This is a genomic window from Larsenimonas salina, assembly GCF_023736155.1.
Classification (GTDB): Bacteria; Pseudomonadota; Gammaproteobacteria; order Pseudomonadales; family Halomonadaceae; genus Larsenimonas; species Larsenimonas salina.
The window spans coordinates 209,129-229,613 of record NZ_JAMLJJ010000002.1; the positions used below are offsets into that span (position 1 = coordinate 209,129).

The following is a 20,485-nucleotide window of genomic DNA, read 5'->3' on the forward strand; positions in this document are numbered from 1 at the left end:
CCGACGCCCCGGTTACGGGGCGTCTTTATAGGAGGCGTCGTATTTATCCTGATACTGTTCGGCCATTTCCTGGCAGTTTTCCTCGGCTCTGGTGCGATGCGCCGAATCCTCAAGCGTCTCGAGCCGCTCGAAACAGCGAACGACGGTCTGGCGTTCCTGGGCCTGGTTTTCGGGCGTCTGGTTGCTCTTGATCAGAAAGATCAAGATGGCGTAGATGATGGCGATGAAGGCAATGGCGCCAAGCATCAGCAGCAGGCAGCCGCGCTTTTGTCGCGGGGAGGAGGGTTGGTCGCTCACGGCGGTCATCCTGTTGATGAAACGGGTGGCTTAATGTATCAGATTCGCACGCGCTGCGGCGACGATGGGGAGCGACCGAACGGCGCACTGTCATCGGGCAGGCACTCGTGCAGCGCCTTTACTTCAAGGGGCCCTGATCTAACCCCGTACGACGCGTTCTCTGCCTGAGACGTTTCCAACAGAGTCAACATAGCCAATACAGAGAGAGTCATGGCCCGCGCGGTACTCGATGACCCCTTTTATTACCTTGCCAATTTCACCTTCGTGCTCGACTGGCTCAGCGCGCGCTACGACGATGTGCAGCGCCCGGATGAACGGGCGTTCATTCAGGACTTTGCGCACTGGCCGACGCCGTCGCAGGCGCTGTTCGTGCGCATGGCCATGCGAAAGGGCGACCATTTTCGCCTCGAAAAGCTTGCCTACGAGGAAATCGGCGACAGCCGCGCGGCACTCGCACCACTTTTGGCATCGCCCTGGGTGACCGACGCCGCACCGCTTGGTGTTAGTGCCTTGGCGCGGCTTCTTTCGAAGGATGACGTGGCCGTTCTGGCCCGCCGCGCGGGCCTTCCCGTAAAGGCCAAGGCCATCATGGTCGAGGCGCTTGCCGCGCATTACGAGGGTATCGAGCAGCCGGTTCACGCCTGGCACGTCCTCGATGACGAGGTGATAAGCCTGACCTGTACGGCGCTTCTGGAGCGTTTTCGGCTGATGTTCTTCGGCAATCTGCGCCAAAACTGGTCGGAGTTCGTATTGGCCGAGCTTGGAATCAATCAGTTCGAACCGGTCGAGCTTTCCGGCAGCGCACGCCCGTTTCAACAGGCCGAGGACATCGACCTTTACATGGCGTTGAGTACGCTTCGTGACCGGCTCGAGGCGGGCGAGGCGCCTCGAGATCTTCTGGCCGATGTGCCGGCGCTCCCTGAAAACAACGCCTGGCTCGAGGCCCGGCGCGACCGTTTACTGTACGCCCTTGGGCGCCAGGCCGAGCGGGTGCGAGATACCGAAACCGCCCGAGTGGCGTTTAAACATAGCGGCGCGCTCGATGCCCGCATGCGCCGCATTCGCCTGCTCGAGAAATCACACCCCGAAGACGCCTGGGCGCTGTGTGAGGCGGCGCTGAAGGCGATCGAAAGCGAGGCCGAGGCGCAGCAGCTTGCCCGAGTGCGGCCGCGCCTTGCCCGAAAGCTTGGGTATGCGCCGGTTGAGGCTATTGCGGCCCCGACGGTTTCCTGGATAACACTTTCGCTTTCGAAAACGAGCCAGGTCGAGCGCGGCGTGGCCGAGGCTCTTGCCACGCCCACCGCACCGGTGCATTACGTGGAAAACGCGCTGTTCACGACGCTCTTTGGTCTGCTGTGCTGGGAGGCCATCTTCGCGCCGGTACCGGGGGCCTTCTTTCACCCCTTTCATCGAGGCCCGGCTGACCTGTATCGCCCCGGGTTCGTCGCGCGGCGGGCGCAGGTGTTCGAGCGGGCGCTGGCCCGGCTCGAGGACGGCACCTACCGTATGCACATCCTTGAGACGCTTAAGGCAAAAGTCGGGCGCCAGTCGCCGTTCGTGGTCTGGGGGCTGCCGCGGGAGATCCTCGAGCAGGCGCTCGACTGCATTCCGGCGGCGCACCTGCGCGCGCTGTTCACGCGCCTTCTCAAGGATCTGAAGGCCAATCGCGCCGGGTTTCCCGATCTGATCCAGTTTGATCTTGAGCGTCAAAGTTATCGGCTGATCGAGGTCAAGGGGCCGGGGGATCGGCTTCAGGACAATCAAAAACGCTGGCTTAGGGAGTTCGAGCGCCACGCCATGCCGGTCGTTGCCTGTCAGGTCGTGTGGGACGACGCCAGTGAGGCGATGTCATGAGTGGCTCGGGCGAGTCTTTATCGCTTCGTGTCGGGGTGCGAACACTCTGTGCGTTCGGGGCGCGCTCGGGCGACATTGACCTGCGGTTTACGCCGTCGCCCACGGCGCTTGAGGGGATACTCGGCCATCAGCGGGTGGCGGGCCGTCGGCCTGACTCGTTCGAGGCGGAAGTTACGCTTCGGGCCGAGATCGACGGACTCGAGGTGGTCGGGCGCTGCGATGGCGTGGATATGCAGGGCGTTGACGGCCCCGAGGTGCAGGAAATCAAGACCCACCGCGGCCGGCTCGATCAGCAGCCAGCCAACCAGCGCGCGCTGCACTGGGCGCAGGCGCGAGTCTACGGCGCGCTGCTCTGCCGCGCGCGTGCACTTCCCCGCATCGTGCTGGCGCTGGTGTACGTCGATATCACCTCCGATGACGAGACCCGCCTATCTGAGACCGCCACCCGCGATGAACTCGAGACGTTTCTTAAGGCGCTGTGCGGGCGCTACCTCGAGTGGGGGCGTCTTGAACAGCAGCACCGCAAGCGGCGCGACGAGGCGTTATCCCGACTTGCGTTCCCGTTTGACGAGTTTCGCCCGGCCCAGCGGCCGCTGGCCGAATCGGTGTACAAGTCGGTCATGCTGTCGCGTCATGCGCTGCTCGAGGCGCCGACCGGGCTCGGCAAGACGCTCGGCACGCTGTTTCCGATGCTGAAAGCGATGCCCAATCGGCCACTCGATCGGGTGTTCTTTCTGACCGCGCGCACCACCGGGCGCCAGCTTGCCCTCGACGGGCTCGAGGCGCTGGCCTCAAACACACATCCACCGGTGCGAGTGCTCGAACTGATCGCTCGAAGCAAGGCCTGCGAACACCCGGACAAGGCGTGTCATGGTGAGTCATGCCCGCTGGCCCGCGGGTTTTACGACCGCCTTCCGGCAGCGCGCGAGGCGGCGGCGGATACCGGCTGGCTCGATGGCGCCTCACTTCGCGCCCTGGCGCATTCGCACGAGGTGTGCCCGTATTATCTGGGGCAGGAGATGGCACGCTGGAGCGATGTCATCGTGGGAGACGTCAGTTACTACTTCGATTTCAGTGCGATGCTGTTCGCGCTCTCCTGCGAGCAGAAATGGCAGGTCGGGGTGTTGGTGGATGAGGCGCACAATTTGATCGAGCGGGCTCGCGGCATGTACAGCGCCGAGCTCGATCAGACCCGACTTCGGGCCGTTCGACGCGAGGCGCCCAAACCGGTTCAACGCGGGCTGGACCGGATTCAGCGAGCGTGGCGAGCGCTCAATGCCGAGCGTCTCGACGACGCGTCAAACAAGGCCCCGGTTACGCTTGAGACCGTGCCCGAGGCGCTTGAAGGGGCACTCAAGCGGTTCGTATCGATCATGAGCGAGACGCTGAGCGAGGCGCCGATACCGATTCAAAGTGCGCTACTGGACTGTTATTTCGAGGTACTGCATTTTTTGAGGGTGCTCGAGGTCAGTGACGAGGCGCATTTTCTGCTCGATGTACGGCCGGGCGCACTTCGCCGACAGGGCGTCGACAGCCGGCTGGCGCTTCGAAATGTGGTGCCGGCGCCGATGCTTGCGCCCCGGTTCGCAAGCGCGGCCTCCACGATACTGTTTTCTGCAACGCTCAGCCCATCAACCTATTATCGGCGGCTGCTTGGCCTTGAGAGCGACGTCGCCTATCAGCGGCTGCCCTCGCCGTTTTCAAGTGAGCAGCTTGAGGTCGTCATTCATCGTCGCCTCTCGACGCGCTACCGCGACCGGGCTGCGGCCTTGCCTGATATCGCCACACTGATGCGCGACCAATACCGCGCTCGCCCCGGTAACTATCTGGCCTTTTTCAGCAGCTACGCCTTTTTAGAGCAGGCGCGGGCGGCGCTCACGTCGCTCGACCCCGGCCTCGAAATATGGGCGCAGGACACCGGCATGAGCGAGGCGGCGCGCACCAAGTTTCTGGCCCGGTTCGAGTCAGGTGGGCAGGGCATCGGCTTTGCGGTGCTGGGGGGCGCCTTTGCCGAAGGCGTCGATCTGCCGGGGGACCGGCTGATCGGGGCGTTCATTGCAACGCTTGGACTGCCCCAGTTCGACGCCGTCAATGAGCGCATGCGTGAGCGCATCAGTCAGGCCGGTGGTCAGGGCTATGAGGATGTCTACCTCTATCCCGGGCTTACCCGGGTGGTGCAGGCCGCTGGCCGCGTCATTCGAGGCCCTCTGGATACCGGCGTGGTGCACCTGATGGATGACCGGTTCGCTCGGCCCGACGTGCAGGCGCTGCTGCCCGAGTGGTGGTCGGTGTCGTTTTCGTGAGTATGCCGCGATAAAAAAGGCGCCGCGAGCGGCGCCGTGTCGATGTGGAACCGGCCGAGCCGGCGTGGTGTTTCATCTCTTGTGATCAGGCCATGTCCGTGTGCCGGGCGGCAGTCGACGCCTTTCTGGCCGGTGTGACCGCGTCGGAGTGAGGCTCGTGCGCGGCGTCCTGTGCGAGGGTGTCGCTTACGGTGTAGTGCGCAATCAGCTCATTCATTTCGACGGCCTGATCGTCGAGCAGCTTGCTGGCCGCGGCGATTTCCTCGACCAGGGCCGCATTACGCTGGGTTGTGTCATCGAGCTGTGAAATGGCCTGGTGGATCTGGCCGACGCCGTCGGACTGCTCGGAGGCGGCGGTCGAAATTTCGGCCACAAGCACCGCCACTTCCTTGATGCGGGCGCGGATGTCGGTCAGCGCCTTATGGGTTGAGGTGACGCGCTGGTTGCCTTCCTCGATGGTTTCGGTGCTTTGCTTAATCAGAGTGCGTACTCGGCTCGCTTCCTCGGCACTGCGGCTTGCAAGCTGCCGGACTTCAGCGGCGACGACCGCGAATCCCCGGCCCTGTTCGCCGGCGCGCGAGGCCTCGACCGAGGCGTTCAACGCAAGCAGATTGGTCTGAAAGGCAATGCTGTCGATGGCGCTAACCACGGCCGCCACCTGCTGGTTGGCGTCCTGAATGCGGCCCATGGCTTCGCGGGTGCTTTCGGCACTGTCGAAGGCGGCGGCCGATTCCCGCTCGGCCTGCTCGGAGAGCTTTTTGGCCTGCGCGGCATTGTCTGCGGTATGACGCACGGTTTCGGTGATCTCGGTCATGCTGGCCGCGGTTTCTTCAAGCGAGGCCGACTGCTCCTCGGTGCGGCTTGCAAGATTGGCATTGCCCTGAGCGATTTCATGGCTGGCGTCGCTGACGGTGTGGGCATTGTATTTGATGTTGCCGACCAGCCGCTCGGTTTCCTCGCTTGCGGTGTTAAAGCTCGAGTACAGCCGTGAGAGCTCATCGCTTCCAGGCACGGCAAGGCGCTGGGTGAGGTCATTACCTCGATGCTTGATGATCTTGAGCGCGGCCAGAAGCGGGCGGTTGATGGCCTGTACGATGACCCAGGTCAAAGCAAGCGTGATCAAAAGGATGGCTGCTGTAAGAATGACGTAGGTCCACATGCTGGTGATCGAGGCCGAGCGCAGCGCTTCGACCTTGGTCATGATGTCAGCGACCGCCTGATTTTCGATGCGCTTCATGATGTCCATCTTGGTTGCCAGCAGACCGAACCAGGTGTCGGGGGAGCGGTTGAAGCCGCCAACGTCGAGCTTGGACATGATGTCTTGTCGGATCGTTCGGATCGCGGCGATGTCAGGAACCGCCATGAGGTCGTTGTACTGCGCGACCACTGACGGATTCGCCAATGCCTTGAAGGTTTCGAGGTAGGCCTGTTCTCGGCCGATCAACTGCATCCACATCTGCTGTTGGGGCAGTGGCATCTGATTCATGGCGAGTGCGCCGGCCACAAGGCCCCGCTCGGTGCCGGTCAGATCCTTGGCGGCCAGGAAGCTGTAATACGCGGAGATGCGCCCGGCAATGTCGGCGTCTTTCGGCAGGTGCGCGACCTGGCCGATGATGGCGATCAGTCCGGTGGTTTCGCGCGTGAATGCATCGGCCGCCTGGGGCGGGCTGATGCCACCGGCATCCACGTCACTTCGAAGCGCGTCGAGCTTATTCAATGACGTCTTGGCGGCGTCGACAGGGCCAGCAATTGTCTGGTCTTCGGTGCCGGTAAGTTCCCCAATGGCGTCTTTCCAGCGGGTGAGCTCGGTATCCACCTGCCGACGCTGCTGGCTAAGGGCTTCGCCGAACTGCTGACGATTATTGGCAAGATACCCCGCCGACAGATTGCGTTCGCCTTGAAGTGCATGCACTAGGTCGCCGGTTCGCTCGGCAATGTGGGTCACGGTGACCAGATGGTCGGTTTCCTGAATAGTCATCCAGCGGGTATGGATGCCACTGATTGAGAAAAAGGCCATGGCCAGAATGGGCAGGCCAAGGGCCAAGAGAAATTTGCTTATGATGGGAAGGCGGTGAAGTAATGACATGGAAGGCGCTCATCATTGAGTGGATCGAATAAACCGAAATGTAGTTAGGGAACTATCGGTACCGCCGTCTCAAACCTTGATCATGAAAATGCTGATACTTTGGCAGGGTATAACCGTTATCGCCTCGCGTGCGACAAGCTCGAGCGCGGCGTCTCGGTCAGGGCCTTGTGGCGCGCTCGGCACACTAGGTGCAGTAGCAGTCCGCTCATGAGCACAAGGCCTGCCGCCACGCCGAACGCACAGCGGTTCACAAGGTCTCTGGCGTGCTCGTTGCGTGCGTCAATGAGCGCTTCAAGCTCTTCCACGACAACCGTCTCGAGACGCCCGAGGGCATCGACCCGCCGCGACATCAGTTCGAACCAGGCGCTCGGGTCTCGGTTCAGGGCGTTGGGAACCCCTGCGTTTTTCATCACCCAAAGCCGCTCATTTTCAAGCGCGCTCAGCCCGTTGCCGGACAAAAGCGCCTGGCTTTGCTCGGCAACGCGTGCCGCGGCGTTGGCGCGAAAGATATCGAGGTAGGCGTATTCCTGCTCGAGCACCTGCATGTAGCGACGAAACATTGGCCCGTGCATGGTGTCGGCGGCGTAGGCGTGCGCCACCAGGGCGCGCTCGAGCCCGGCGAGGTCCTTCGCCATCACTAGGCTGTGCCAGCTCGTCAGGCGTTGGGCGGTTTTAGTGTGCTCCGACTCGGCGCTCAGGCGGCTGATGTGGTTTAAAAGCGTGAGGTTCACGCCGGTGTAATGCTCAAGAATCAGTCTGGCAGGCAGCAGGCGGTCGTCGATGTCACTTCGGATCTCCTCGAGGGCGCCCAGACTATCTGCGGTGCGGTCGAGCTGAGGTGACGCGGCCAGAAACGGTGCGGCTTTCGCCAACCACTGCGCGATGCGTGCATCGGTGAGGGTACGCTGGTGCTCGAGCGCGGTGTCGAAGTGGTCATCGGTGCTTCCGGCACGGCCAAACGACAGGCCGCGCTCACGCTGAAGTGCATGCACCAGAGTGCTTCCGGCACGGGCCACATCAATGTGTTCAAGTAGATGCCGCGTGGTATCGCGTGTCGCGCGTTGCTCGAGGGTGTAAACGCCAAGAGCCACGGTGGCAATGGCGCCTATAAAAAGGCCCAGCAGAAGGGCGAGCACGGGCCTTGACGTAGCAACCGGTCGATTCATGGGCGCGGCTCGAGTAAGTGATAAGCAGGATGTGTTTCATTACTATCGAGCCAATCCCTGTTTTCTTGAGCCGCGCCGACCGTCTGTCAGGCTTGAGTGTCCCGGTAGCGAGCGTTGACGAAGCAGTAAAGGCCGTAGGCGAGAAGCCCAAGGGCAACCACGATCAGAAGCGCCGGGCCGAACGGTTGCTGGGCAAGCGTGACCAGTGCACCGCCAAGCCCCTTGGCCTGATCGGGGTTGGCGGTCCAGGAGGCAATGACCAGAAACCCGCCGATGATTCCAAAGACCACACCCCGTGCACACAGGCCCCAGCGGGCCACCGTATCGGCTATTGCCAGCTGGTGCTGCGGCATGCGGTGCGTGCGCCAGGATTTACGGTAGTGCTGCTTGATCGCGCGCTGGAACTGACGAAGGCCCACACAAAAGAACACCACGCCAACGATTGCGACAGCAATCTGTCCGCCGGTGTGGCTCATGAGCGTGGCGGTTCGAGACGAGGCCGTGGAGTTGCCGCCGCCACTTGACGTCAGGAGCTCGATGCAGCGATACCCGAGCATGCCGTAGATCGAACCACTGATGACGTAGCCGATACGCACGCAGATGCCCTTGAGAGAGTGGCCCTTGTCGTCTGCGTCAAACAGCGCCTGAATCCAGCGCCAGAGGGTGTAACACAGAAGACCGACCGTCATGGCGATGAGCATGAGGCTGCCGAAGGGTTGACCGGCAAGCTGGGTCACGGCTTCCGAGGCGCCGCCGCGCTGACCACCCAGATCGAAGGCGGCCATGGTGGCCAAACCGCCAATCAGGATATAGACCACGCCTTTGGCAGCGTAGCCCAGGCGGGCCGTCAGCGTGACCAGACGCTGGGTAATACCGGTCGGGTGTTTCACAAAACCTCCAGGGCGTGCATTGGTGTAAGCGTGTGTGAGTGTGCAAAGCGTAGGTTAATACGTCAGACAGTGCGTGCTCGATTGCGCCTTTATGACAATGCGCTACCCTTGATCTCGTTTTTTGCCCCCTTGAGGATGTGCCCCATGAGTCAGACGAGCGAAGCGCCGTTGAGTCGAGCGCTGGTGCTGTTGATGGCGATCACCACCGGCGTGGCGGTGGCCAGCAACTACTATGCCCAGCCGCTTCTGCACACGATTGCTGGCCAGCTCGGGCTCTCCTTTGCCGATGCCGGTGTCATCGTGACCGTCGCCCAGGCCGGCTACGCGGCAGGCCTTCTGTTTCTGGTGCCACTGGGTGATCTGCTGGATCGGCGGCGAATGATTGGAGTGATGATGCTTTTGGCGGCCTGCGGGCTTTTCATCAGCGCAAGCGCTGTGAGTCTACCGGTGCTTTTGATGGGCACGGCGCTTACCGGCATGTTTTCGGTGGTTGCTCAGGTGCTGGTGCCGTTCGCGGCAACGCTTGCCGAGCCTGAAGAGCGGGGGCAGGTGGTCGGTACCGTCATGAGCGGGCTGCTTCTCGGAATCCTGCTGGCGCGCACGGTCTCGGGGGCGCTCTCCTCGCTTGGTACCTGGCGCACCGTCTATTGGGTCGCGGGTGTCTTGATGCTGATCAACGCGGTGGCGCTTTACAGGGCGTTGCCGTCGTATAAAAGCGAGACCCGAATGTCCTACGCCGCGCTTCTGGCCTCGATCGGTCATCTTTTCAGGGCGCACGCGCTACTGCGGCGTCAGGCACTGATCGGATTTCTGGTGTTTGCGATGTTCAGCGTGTTCTGGACCTCCATGGCCTTTTTACTTTCAAGCCCCCCGTTTCATTACAGCGACGCCGTGATCGGGCTGTTTGGCCTTGCCGGGGCGGTCGGGGCGCTTGCCGCTCGCCAGGCCGGACGTCTGGTGGATCAGGGGCGTGGTCATCAAACCACCCTTGCCGGAGCGGTGATGCTGCTGATTGCCTGGGGGCTTCTGTGGTGGGTGCCGCACGAGCTCGTGGGGCTGATCGTTGCCATCGTGCTGCTGGATTTGTCGGTTCAGGCGATGCACATCACTAATATGAATCTAATCTATGCCATCGATCAGGCCGCGCGCAGTCGTCTGAACGCGGGCTATATGACCTGTTATTTTCTGGGCGGGGCGTTCGGGTCGCTGACGTCTGCGTGGATGTATCAGCACTACGCCTGGGACGGTGTCGCGCTTTTGGGCGGGGCGATTGCGGTGGTGACCGCCGCAGTCGGTATGGCCTCGCATGTCGCACGTCAGGCGCGTGCCTGACGTGCGTAGTCGGCTCTAGGTGCCCCCGGCGAATCCGCCGGGGACAGAGCTTAGAACCTTGCAGTGAGCGTGGTGTAGAACGATCGGCCCGGCTCGTTATAGGTGGCCGCACCAGCATCGCTTGAGTTGCCTTCACGATACAGCCGTTTATCGAAGATATTGCGGATGCCGAAGCTTCCGTGGAGGTACTCGTTAAACGTATAGCCGGCATTCCAGCTGACGACGCTATAGGGCGAGCGGCTGTCGTCATTGATGCCGGTGCGTTCCTGAAGCGCGATGGTGGCGTTCGAGGATGCTTCCTGTTTACCGTACCAGGTGAGGTAGAGCTGGGTATCGAGCCGCTCGTTGACGGTCCAATCCAGTGACGAGTTCAGCGTGTACTCTGGAATCACCGAGAGCGGATTGCCGGTGTCCTTATTTTCGTGCTCGAGCATCCAGGTCAAATTGTTGGTCCAAAGCAAGGACTCGGTTAAGGGCATCTGGAATGTGCCCTCGATTCCTCGAATGACGGCGCGGTTGGCGTTTTCCCACCGAAGGATGGCGCTGTCGCTTGTCGTTCGGCTTAATACATCGGTGCCAGCGACGATCTTGTTCTTATAGTCATTATGGAAGTAAGTCAGTCCGGCGACCCAGTCGTCGTTACGGTATTGGATGCCGATTTCCTTGTTGATGCTGGTCTCGGCCTCGAGTTCATCGTTGCCCAATAAATAGCACGGGCCATCCACGCCGATCGGGCAGCCGTTGCCGCGGGTGCGCAGTAAATAATTGCCATTGCTTTGATAAAGATTCGGAGCTTTGAACGCTTTGGCGATGCCGGCTTTCAACGTGATGTGTTCGCTCAACGCCTGCGATGCGTTAAGGCTTGGGCTCCATTGGTTGCCGAAGGCGGTGTGATGATCGAACCTAAGGCCTGGTGTAATGACTGTGCCGCGCCAGGGCTCGACGTTGTCTTCCAGATAAACGCCGATCTGCTCGGCACTGGTTGCGCCGGTCGCGCTGTTACTGTAACCGGCAATGGACTCAGTGGCGTCGGCGGTTTGAGCCATGGAGCCCGGGTCGTCCAGGGTGTCTCTTGTCCATTCGGTACCGACTGTGATGACTTGATCCAGCGCGGTTTGTGCATAGTAATCGGCATCGGCGCTCAGTCGATAGCTGTTGAGCTCGCTGGTGTTGTAGTCATCGGACGTATTGATGGTGCCTTCGCCGCTGCCCGCCAATCCCTCTGCCAAGCGCGTATTGCGGGTATTTTCGTACTGAGCGCTGACGCGGGTATCCCAATTATCCCAGCGTCCTTTGTGCGTGATTCGAACATCTTGGCGGTAGATGCGGTTGGTTTCGGCGCCATCTTCCGCCAGGGCTTCGGTCGTGTCAGTAGGGCGGTTGTTCTGGCTGTCCCCAGCGTAGATATTGCCTTGACGAGAGTACCCTGCCTTGAATTCGAGGGTCTGGTGATCGGTCAATGCCCAGTCGAGCAGCGCATTGATGTCCTTGTTGCGGACGCCCTCGTTACCTGCGGTGTTGCTTTCGGTCGCGTCGGCATTGATGTCGGGGGCATCTCCATCGGTCTTGTTGATGCTGCCATAGACTCGAAACGTGACGTCGCGGCTTAGTGGGCCGCTCAAGCTGAAATTCGCCCGTTTGGTCGCCCCTTCGTCATCGGATTCCGGCAGGTTGTTATACACGCTCAACGACCCATGCCAATCTTTAGTGGGCTGTTTGGTAACGATGTTTACTACCCCACCCATCGCTCCCGAACCGTAGCGCGCAGCCGCCGGGCCTCTGAGTACTTCGATGCGTTCGACCTGCTCCGGCGGCACCCAGTTGGTATCGCCCCGGGTATCACGCTCGCCGCGCCAGCCGTAGCGCACGGAATTACGCGAGCTTACAGGCTCGCCGTCGATCAGAATCAACGTGTTTTCAGGGCCCATGCCGCGAATGTCGATCTGGCGGTTGTTGCCGCGCTGGCCCGAGGCGCTGTTGCCGGTGAGATTGACGCCCGGCATGCGGCGAATGATGTCGGACAGATCATTGACCGGCGGTCGTTTCTCGATGTCTTCGGCTGTAATGACCGAGACGCCCGGCGCCTGCTTGAGGGTCTCGAGCGCGGTAGAAAGCACAACGATCTTATCTTCGGATACGACGGCGTTATCGCTGTCGCTCGCGGTCGGGGTGTCGGCGTTGGCGGTGGTAGAAAGTACGCACAACGACCCTAGAGCGATGGCGAGCGCTCGGGATCGCTGATCTTTATTATGTGTCATTCCCTGTTCCCTGCGAAAAGTAAATGCGGGTCACGGTGTCATGTTTTTATTATTAAATGATAAGTATTTTCATTTTTATTTACAATATTGATCCTTAGCTATTGCTGAATCGAATAAAACTTAGCCTGTGCCCGTCCACGGATGAGGCGGCGCCAGGCTTGGCGTCAAGCTTTTGACCGCTATGAAAAGCTGTTTCGTCGAGCCAAGAGACCGTTTAGTCAAGATGGAGAGCGTTTAGTCAAGATGGAGAGCGTTGACTCGGCGATGAAGGGCGCGGCGTTTCAGATCAGATCCAAGGAAGGTCGGTATCTATAAGGGTTGGCATTGAGGAGGGTCGGTATCGAGGAGGGCAAGGGTCGGTATCTGGAGAGGGATCTGCCGAGGCGAAAGTGGGTATTGCCCCGGCAGATCAAAGGGTGCCAACGTGGCCTTAATCCGGTTGAGCCAGTGCCTTGAGTGCCCGAGCAATCGCTTCGGCGCCCGGATCGACTACGCCCTCCAACCGGTCTCCTGGAATATAGGATGCGCGCCCGGCGCGGGCTTCCTTCATCTCGGCGGTGGCATCGGCACCTTGGCGCGCGGCGTGCGCCATGGCCTTGATGTCGCCGCCGTCGCGGACAGCGTCCATGGCCGGTATCAACGCGTCGAGCATGGTGCGATCGCCCTTGCGTGCCCCGCCGTAGGTTTGCATTCGCTCGACCCCTTGAGCGAGCGCGTGGCCCCAGTCACCGTCGGATTCCTCGAGCGCGGCGCTGGTGGTGGTAAATAGAATCGAAAGCAGTACGCCGCTCGAGCCGCCCATGTCCCGCGCCAGAAGTTCGCCGATGCCCTTGAGTGCGGGCACCCAGCGCTCGGTTGGAAGGCGCGCGTCGTCGAGGGCCTGCTCGATGGCCTTGGCCCCTTGCTCGAAACTGGCGCCGGCGTCGCCGTCGCCGCTTTTGGCGTCAAGCGCATCGAGTTCTTCACGGGCATCGATCAGCGCCGCCGTTACCCGCCTGAGCGCTGCGGCGATGTGGTCGTCCTGTGGGGCGTTGTCGGTCAATACCGAGTTCTGATCAGACACATCAGGCTCAAACCGGTCCGGTGTAGTGACGTGGCGGATCCCTGGCCAGCCCGGCGCGGTGGCGGGCGCGCTCAGTGCGGTTTCCAGGTCGCTTTCAAACGGCAGCAGCGTGATCGAAAAGCCGTGCATGTCGAGCGACGTCATCATCGGCGCCGGGCCGATCAGCATCGGCAATCGGTCAGGGCCAAGTGTCTCGAGCAGTGCATGAGTGAGCACCATCATTTCCTGGGCGGTGCAGCGCCCAAGGTTATTAAGGAGCGCAATGACCTGCACCTTCGAGCCGTGGCGCGACTGCATGGCCTCCATCAGAGGGGCGAGCACCAGCGTCATCGCTTCGCGGGCGCTTTCGGGCGAGACATCCTTGGCGCCGGTCTCGTTGTGGATGCCAAGACCGAGCTCGGGCGAGCGCGGGGAGGGCTCCTGACCCGGAAGCGTTGCGCCGTCGAGCGCCATGCCAAGCGAGGCCAGCCGCGAGGCGGCGTCATCGACCAGCGGGCGCAGCTCGTCAAGCGAGGTGCCCTGGGCGGCGTAGTAGCCCGCGATCTTGTGAATGGCGATGGTGCCGGCAATGCCGCGCGGCTGCGGGGCATCATCGAGTGCGATGTCATCGGCCACGATCACCATATCGACCTTGAGCCCTTCAGCGCGCGCCCGCTCGGCGGCCAGCCCGAAGTTGAGCCGGTCGCCGGTGTAGTTCTTGACGATCATCAAACAGCCCGCCTCACCGCAGACCTCTCTGAGCCCGGCCATCACGGCGTCGACCGAGGGCGAGGCGAAGACGCTGCCGGAGACGGCGCACGTGAGCATCCCCTCGCCGACAAAGCCTGCGTGGGCGGGTTCGTGGCCCGCACCGCCGCCCGAGAGCAGGGCGACCTGCGTGCGGCCCTGATCGTTCTTGTCCCAATCGTCTCGCACCAGAATGCGCATGCCGCTTTTTCGGCTCGATAAACGCACCGAGCGCAGGTGGGCGTCGGCTTCGAGCACTTCGTCCACCATCTGCTCGGGGGCATTGTAAAAACGCTTCATCGATTTCTCGCCGTGATGAGTGTGCCTACAGCGTAGCGCGCATTCAACGCGTTGAGGATGGGAAGGCGGCGTTCTTTGGTGGCAGGGCGTCGTACTTGACCTTGGTCTGATACGCCAAGGTCTAATAGGGGCTTAGGTATGATGTATGACAAATTAGCTGGCCTGTACTGTTCAGCCACCCACCGGAGACCTTTACATGGCCATGAGTTCAACGCCGACGATTACTGACATGATGGTCATTCCGGTGGCAGGGCGTGACAGTATGCTGCTCAACATCGGCGGTGCCCACGCGCCCTATTTCACCCGCAATCTGGTGCTTCTGACCGACAGCGCCGGCAACGTCGGCGTCGGAGAGGCGCCCGGCGGCACCACGATTCAGACTTCGCTCGAACAGGCGCGCCCGCTGATCGTTGGCCAGTCGCTTGGCAAGTTGCGCTCGATGGTTGCCTCGCTTAACGGGGTTGGCCGGCGCGCCGATTTCGAGGATTTCGGCAAGGGTTCCTGGACGTTCGAGCTTCGAATCAACGCCGTGGCGGCGATCGAGGCCGCACTTCTGGACTTGATGGGCAAGTGTCTTGGCGTGCCGGTGTGTGAGCTTTTGGGCGAGGGGCGCCAGCGCGACAGCGTAGAAGTACTGGGGTATCTGTTTTTCATCGCCGACGGGGAGGCCACGCCGCTTGAGTACCGGCGCGGCACCGACGGCGGTGATCATGACTGGTACCGCCTGCGTGACCGGCCCGTGCTAACGCCCGAGCATCTGGTCGAGCTCGCCGGCGCAGCAGAAGACCGGTACGGCTTCAGAGACTTCAAGCTCAAGGGCGGGGCGCTGGCCGGTAAGGCGGAAATCGAGGCGGTAACGGCGCTGCACAATGCTTTCCCCGAGGCGCGCGTCACCCTCGACCCCAACGGCGCCTGGTCGCTGGAGGAGGCCATAAGGCTCTGCAAGGACATGCACGGCGTGCTTGCCTACGCCGAAGACCCCTGCGGCGCGGAACAGGGGTTCTCGGGCCGCGAGATTCTGGCCGAGTTCAAGCAGGCCACCGGCCTGCCGGTCGCGACCAACATGGTGGCGACCAATTGGCGCGAAATGGGCCACGCGCTGATGCTGCGCGCGGTCGATATTCCGCTGGCCGACCCGCACTTCTGGACCCTGTCCGGGGCGGTGCGGGTCTCGCAGCTCTGCAGGGACCACGGCATGACCTGGGGCTCGCACTCCAACAACCACTTCGACATCTCGCTTGCGATGTTCGCGCAGGTCGGGGCCGCCGCCGTCGGCCGAACGACCGCGCTCGATACCCACTGGATCTGGCAGGAAGGCGACGCCCGGCTGACCAAGAACCCGCCGCACATCGTCGATGGGCGGGTCGAGGTCACCGACGCGCCCGGCCTGGGCATCGAGATCGACCGTGCCCAGATCGATGCGGCGCACGCGCTGTACAAGCGCCTGCCGGACACCGGGCGCAACGACGCCATGGCAATGCAGTATCTGATCAAGGATTGGGCGTTCGATCCCAAACGCCCGGCGCTGGTGCGCTGACATGTTTTAAAGGTTCACTGGCCACGTTCACCCGACCACGCTCAAGAAGGAAGACAACAATGAAAAAACTCCTCGGTACACTCACGCTCGCGGCAGCCGTTATCGCGGCGCCGGCCCTTGCCGCCGACTACCCGACTAAGAAAATCGACATGATCGTGCCGTTTTCCGCCGGCGGCGGTAACGACACCTTTATCCGCGCCCTGCAGCCACTGCTTGAAAAGCGTCTGGGTGAGGATCTGGTGATTCGAAACATTCCCGGCGGCGGCGGAGCGGTCGGCATGTCTCGTGCGGTCAGCTCCAGGGCCGATGGCTACACCCTGCTGGCGGCGAGTAACGCCATGCTGACGCTCGAGGCGATGGGCAACGTGCCGTTCACTCACAACGACTTCGATTTCATCGCCAAGGTGGTCGAAGAGCCGTACGTGGTCGCGGTCAACAGTGACGGCAAGTACAAGGATCTGAAATCGCTGGTGGACGGGGCAACTTCAGACGCGCCCATTCGCATCGGATCGTCGGGCGTAGGCTCCTCGGCCTACATTACCGCCAAGGCGGTGGCCGACATCACCGGCGCCAATTTCAATCTGATTCCCTATCCGGGCGGCTCGGAAGCCATTTCGGCGGCGATGGGCAATCACGTCGATGCGGTGGTGCTTGGCGGCTCCGAGCTTCGCTCGGCGCTGAAATCCGGCCGACTCAAGGGCGTGGCGATGAGTTACGCCGAACGCAGCGACTCGTTGCCGGACGTGCCGACCTTTCAGGAGCAGGGCTATGACCTGACCCTGACCGTCTGGCGGGGGATCGCCGCGCCCAAGGGCACGCCCGAGGCGGTCGAGCAGAAGTGGGTCGAGGCCATCAAGCAGATCGTTGCTGAAGGCGCCTATGACAAGACCGCACGTAACCTCGGCACGGAAGTGTCTCCGCTTTATGGCGAAAAACTCGATGAGTTCATCGACCATTCCGCCGAGGTCATGAGCGCGGCGGCCGGGGACCTTGCCAAGTAACTGCGCTTGAAAACGGCCGCTTGAACGCGGCCTATGGGCCCGGCAATTGGCCGGGCCTGCTTGATTCATCACGTCGTTGGAGGGATGCGTCATGGAACGCGATCTCGGAAAGCCGCTGTTCGATCTGGTGCTGCTGATTGCCTCGGCGGCGGCCTTTGTCCATGCCTCGGCCCTGCCGAACATTGACATCGTGGGGGATCTGTCGCCGGCGTTCTTTCCGCAGCTGATCTCGGCCGCCGTCTTTGTGTTGGCGACCCCCTGCTTCATTAATGACCTGCGCGAATGGCGCAGTGCCGCACGCGGTGAGCGCACCAACGGCCATCGCCGCGCGGTCGTGCAGTGGCTTCTGGTGGTGGCGCTGACGCTTGGCTACACCCTGGTGTTCGAGCGACTTGGGTATATCCCGAGCACGGCGGTGTTCACGTTTTGCTGTGTGGTCGGGTTTGCCGTGACCAGCGGCGGCCTGAGTGCGCAGTCGGTGGGTGGAAAGGTCAAGGCGCTGGCGGCGGCGGCGCTGTTCGCCGTGGTGCTCGCATCAGCGGTGTATTACGTCTTCACTGAGCTGTTCGACATTCCGCTGCCGGGCTGAGCGGCCTCGTGCACCGGTGCATTGGGAGAGTGACATGATTTCCGGATATCTGGACGGGCTTGAGATGGTGCTGCAGCTCGGCACGCTTCTTGCCATCGCCGGCGGTACGCTGCTTGGCATCATCATGGGGGCGCTGCCGGGCCTCACCTCGGCCATGGCCATCGCGCTGCTGCTGCCGGTCACCTTCGGCATGCCGCCGGTCATGGGCATCGGCATGCTTTTGGGCGCGCTGTGCGGCGCCGGGGCCAGTGGGTCGATCCCGGCCATCCTCTTAAACATTCCCGGTACGCCGTCTTCGGTCGCGACGACCTTTGATGGCTTTCCGATGGCGCAAAAGGGGCAGGCCGGCCGTGCGCTGGGGCTGTCCATCGTGGCGTCGTTCTTCGGCGGCGTCGCCAGCATGGTGATCCTGAGCCTTTTGGCCCCGCCCATCGCCGAATTCGCGCTGCGCTTCGGGGCGGCCGAGTATTTCTCGCTGAGTATCTTCGGGCTGGTGATCATTGCCTCCGTTGCGGGCAAATCCTTGATGAAAGGCTTGATTGCCGGGCTTCTGGGCTTTTTTGCCTCGACCATCGGCACCGACCCGATCACGGGCGTTGGCCGGTTTACCTTCGATCAGCTGTCGCTGCTGACTGGGATCAACCTGCTGCCGGCGCTGATCGGGCTGTTTGCGGTATCGCAGGTGTTAAAGGACGCCTTCGAGTACGACCCCACTGCGCGCCTCAAGGCGAGCGAGCACCGAGTGGACATTGCCCGGCCGCGCTTTCTCGAGACCCTTAAGCATTGGCGGGCGCTGATGGCGGGGATTTTATCGGGCTCCATCGTCGGGCCGGTGCCCGGGGCGGGTGGCAGTATCGCCTCGCTTGTGGCCTACGACCAGGCCCGGCGCTTTTCGAAATCGCCCGACAAGTTCGGCACCGGCCACGCGCCGGGTATTGTCTCGGTCGAAAGCGCCAACAATGCGCTGTTGGGCGGGGCGCTTATTCCAACGCTTGCGCTTGGTATTCCGGGCGAGGCGGCCACCGCCGTGCTGCTCGGGGGGCTGATGATTCAGGGCATCACGCCCGGGCCGATGCTGTTCGATAACCACGATGGCACGGTGTATGGCATCTTTCTGGCGTATCTGGTGGCCAACGCGTTCATGCTGTTGATCATGTGCCTCGGGATCAAGGTGTTCATTCGGGTTCTGATGGTGCCGCGCAAGCAGCTTCTGGCCTCGATTCTGGTGTTTTGCTTCATCGGGGTGTATGGCGTGGATGGCGATACGTTCAATCTGTACCTGATGCTTGGCTTCGGGGTGTTGGGGTATTTCCTCAACCGCTATAACTTCGGTACGGCGCCGGTCATCCTCGGACTCATTCTCGGCCCGATCGCCGAATCCAATCTTCGACGCGGGCTTCAGGCCTTTCAGGGCGACTGGACGCCGTTTTTCACCCGTCCGATCAGCCTGACGTTTCTGATCATCGCGCTTTTACTGCTGGTGATTACCATCTGGCAGAACCATCGAGCTCGGCGGCCCGTCTGACCGGGTCGGTACATCCTTTCTTCCTGTTGTCCTGATGTGTCGTCGCTTCGGAAAGTGCCTCCCCGGAGCGACGGCCTCTGCCCTGAACGCGCCGTTTGGCGCATGGAAAGCGCGCTCGGTTTGCGATTTCAACATGATCGATACCGACTACGTCATCGTTCAGGACAATTTTCAGGGACGCATGCTGTTCAATGTGGACCTGCACGGTAAGGTGTTCGGCATCTCGTCACTGTTGATCGTGGTGTTTGTCATCCTGACGCTGACGCTTCAAAGGCAGATGGAGCCGTTCTTCAACGGCATTCGGGATTGGTTGACCGCCAACCTGTCTTGGTTCTTTATGCTGTCCACCGCGATTTTCGTGATTCTTGCCGTCGGTCTGATCTTTAGCCCGTTGGGTCGGGTGCGACTCGGTGGGGCCGAGGCCAAGCCCGATCACAACTACATCAGCTGGTTTGCGATGCTGTTCGCGGCCGGTATGGGCATCGGGCTGATGTTCTACGGTGTGTCCGGGCCGATCTCGCACTATACGGCGTCGATGGATGGGATCTCGGTCGAGAACGGCGTTCGAGCCGACAGTGCACCGCTGGGCGGTGCCGAAGGCAATGAAGCCGCCGCGCGCCAGCTCGGCATGGCCTCCACTATGCTGCATTGGGGGCTTCACCCGTGGGCGATCTACGCCATGGTGGCGCTGTCGCTGGCGTTGTTCTCCTTCAACAAGGGCCTGCCGCTGACATGCGCTCGATCTTCTACCCGGTATTGGGTGAGCGCGTATGGGGTGGCCTGGCCATGTCGTCGACATTCTGGCGGTATTTTCCACCCTGTTCGGGCTTGCAACATCGTTGGGGCTGGGCGCTCAGCAGGCGGCGGCCGGGCTTCACTTCCTGTTCGATGTGCCGGACACCGACACCACGCGGGTACTTTTGATCGTCGCGATCACGACCATCACGCTGTGTTCGGTGGCCGCAGGCGTCGACGCAGGGCTTAAGCATCTGTCCGAGCTGAATATGGCTCTGGCGTTTGCACTGATGTTGTTCATTCTGTTTACCGGGCCGACGATGGATCTGGTAGTTGGATTTTTCAACAACATCTGGGCCTACGTGACCTATCTGCCGGAACTCTCGATGCCCTTCGGCCGTGACGACGTCAACTACAGTCAGTCGTGGTCTGCGTTCTATTGGGCGTGGTGGATCAGCTGGTCCCCGTTCGTTGGCATGTTCATCGCACGCGTCAGTCGCGGGCGTACCGTGCGTGAGTTCTTGATCGCGGTGCTTCTGGTGCCGACCATCGTCTGCATTTTGTGGATGACGATCTTTGGCGGTGCGGCCATCTTCCAGGTCGATTCAGGCTATACCGAGGTGGCCAATGCCGCGCTCGAGCTCAAGCTATTCGCGATGCTCGGCAATCTGCCGTGATCGCGATTGCCCTGATGCTCGGCGGTGGTCTCGGCGCGCTTCAGGCCATGGTCATCTCGACCGGTCTGCCGTTTGCGGTCGTGCTTCTGATCGGCTGCTTTGGCGTGATCAAGGGCTTGATGTCCGAGCCGCGTGCGAAGTAATGG

Annotated in this window: 13 protein-coding genes and 1 pseudogene; 8 read left to right on the forward strand and 6 right to left on the reverse strand. The window is 61.7% G+C overall.

Features of this window, described 5'->3' with window-relative positions:
• Window positions 1-12 precede the first annotated feature (12 nt).
• Window positions 13-297 carry a hypothetical protein gene (locus NAT23_RS06225; RefSeq protein ID WP_251926467.1) on the reverse strand — a complete coding sequence of 95 codons (285 nt, stop codon included), beginning with the start codon at window positions 295-297 and terminating at the stop codon, window positions 13-15.
• 210 nt (window positions 298-507) lie between these two features.
• Here NAT23_RS06225 and NAT23_RS06230 point away from each other — a divergent pair, with 210 nt between their 5' ends.
• The gene (locus NAT23_RS06230) at window positions 508-2,151 is read left to right on the forward strand and encodes a VRR-NUC domain-containing protein (RefSeq protein WP_251926468.1); all 1,644 of its coding nucleotides are present in this window, start codon (window positions 508-510) and stop codon (window positions 2,149-2,151) included.
• A complete protein-coding gene (locus NAT23_RS06235; protein WP_251926470.1) occupies window positions 2,148-4,454 on the forward strand; it encodes a helicase C-terminal domain-containing protein in 2,307 nt (768 codons plus the stop codon). The genes NAT23_RS06230 and NAT23_RS06235 overlap by 4 nt, the downstream gene beginning before the upstream one ends.
• An 85-nt stretch (window positions 4,455-4,539) precedes the next feature.
• Here the strand turns inward: NAT23_RS06235 and NAT23_RS06240 are convergent, their stop codons facing one another.
• The 3 genes from NAT23_RS06240 to NAT23_RS06250 all read right to left on the reverse strand — a co-directional run bounded on the left by NAT23_RS06240 (window position 4,540) and on the right by NAT23_RS06250 (window position 8,596).
• A complete protein-coding gene (locus NAT23_RS06240) occupies window positions 4,540-6,540 on the reverse strand; it encodes a methyl-accepting chemotaxis protein (RefSeq protein WP_251926471.1) in 2,001 nt (666 codons plus the stop codon).
• Window positions 6,541-6,656: 116 nt separating this feature from the next.
• Window positions 6,657-7,706, reverse strand: a complete 1,050-nt coding sequence (locus tag NAT23_RS06245; RefSeq protein ID WP_251926473.1) for a nitrate- and nitrite sensing domain-containing protein — start codon at window positions 7,704-7,706, stop codon at window positions 6,657-6,659.
• An 86-nt stretch (window positions 7,707-7,792) separates the two neighbouring features.
• Window positions 7,793-8,596: a DUF1206 domain-containing protein gene (locus NAT23_RS06250; RefSeq protein WP_251926475.1), complete on the reverse strand. Its 804-nt coding sequence runs from the start codon at window positions 8,594-8,596 to the stop codon at window positions 7,793-7,795.
• Window positions 8,597-8,740: 144 nt separating this feature from the next.
• Between NAT23_RS06250 and NAT23_RS06255 the strand changes: the two genes are divergently transcribed.
• Window positions 8,741-9,928 carry an MFS transporter gene (locus tag NAT23_RS06255; protein WP_251926477.1) on the forward strand — a complete coding sequence of 396 codons (1,188 nt, stop codon included), beginning with the start codon at window positions 8,741-8,743 and terminating at the stop codon, window positions 9,926-9,928.
• A 50-nt stretch (window positions 9,929-9,978) separates the two neighbouring features.
• On the opposite strand, the gene NAT23_RS06260 is transcribed toward NAT23_RS06255, so the two are convergent.
• On the reverse strand, window positions 9,979-12,186 hold the full coding sequence (locus NAT23_RS06260) for a FepA family TonB-dependent siderophore receptor (protein ID WP_251926479.1): 2,208 nt from the start codon (window positions 12,184-12,186) through the stop codon (window positions 9,979-9,981).
• A gap of 430 nt (window positions 12,187-12,616) precedes the next feature.
• A complete protein-coding gene (locus NAT23_RS06265; RefSeq protein ID WP_251926481.1) occupies window positions 12,617-14,275 on the reverse strand; it encodes a dihydroxyacetone kinase subunit DhaK in 1,659 nt (552 codons plus the stop codon).
• A gap of 196 nt (window positions 14,276-14,471) precedes the next feature.
• On the opposite strand from NAT23_RS06265, the gene NAT23_RS06270 reads away from it, so the two are divergent.
• From NAT23_RS06270 to NAT23_RS06290, 5 genes and pseudogenes are all read left to right on the forward strand, one after another.
• Window positions 14,472-15,812: a glucarate dehydratase family protein gene (locus NAT23_RS06270; protein WP_251926483.1), complete on the forward strand. Its 1,341-nt coding sequence runs from the start codon at window positions 14,472-14,474 to the stop codon at window positions 15,810-15,812.
• 59 nt (window positions 15,813-15,871) lie between these two features.
• Window positions 15,872-16,813: a tripartite tricarboxylate transporter substrate binding protein gene (locus NAT23_RS06275; RefSeq protein WP_251926484.1), complete on the forward strand. Its 942-nt coding sequence runs from the start codon at window positions 15,872-15,874 to the stop codon at window positions 16,811-16,813.
• Window positions 16,814-16,904: 91 nt separating this feature from the next.
• Window positions 16,905-17,402, forward strand: coding sequence for a tripartite tricarboxylate transporter TctB family protein (locus NAT23_RS06280; protein WP_251926486.1), 498 nt, complete (start codon window positions 16,905-16,907; stop codon window positions 17,400-17,402).
• Between the two features lie 34 nt (window positions 17,403-17,436).
• Window positions 17,437-18,927: a tripartite tricarboxylate transporter permease gene (locus NAT23_RS06285; protein WP_251926488.1), complete on the forward strand. Its 1,491-nt coding sequence runs from the start codon at window positions 17,437-17,439 to the stop codon at window positions 18,925-18,927.
• 133 nt (window positions 18,928-19,060) lie between these two features.
• Window positions 19,061-20,482, forward strand: a pseudogene (locus NAT23_RS06290) (BCCT family transporter).
• Window positions 20,483-20,485: the final 3 nt, after the last annotated feature.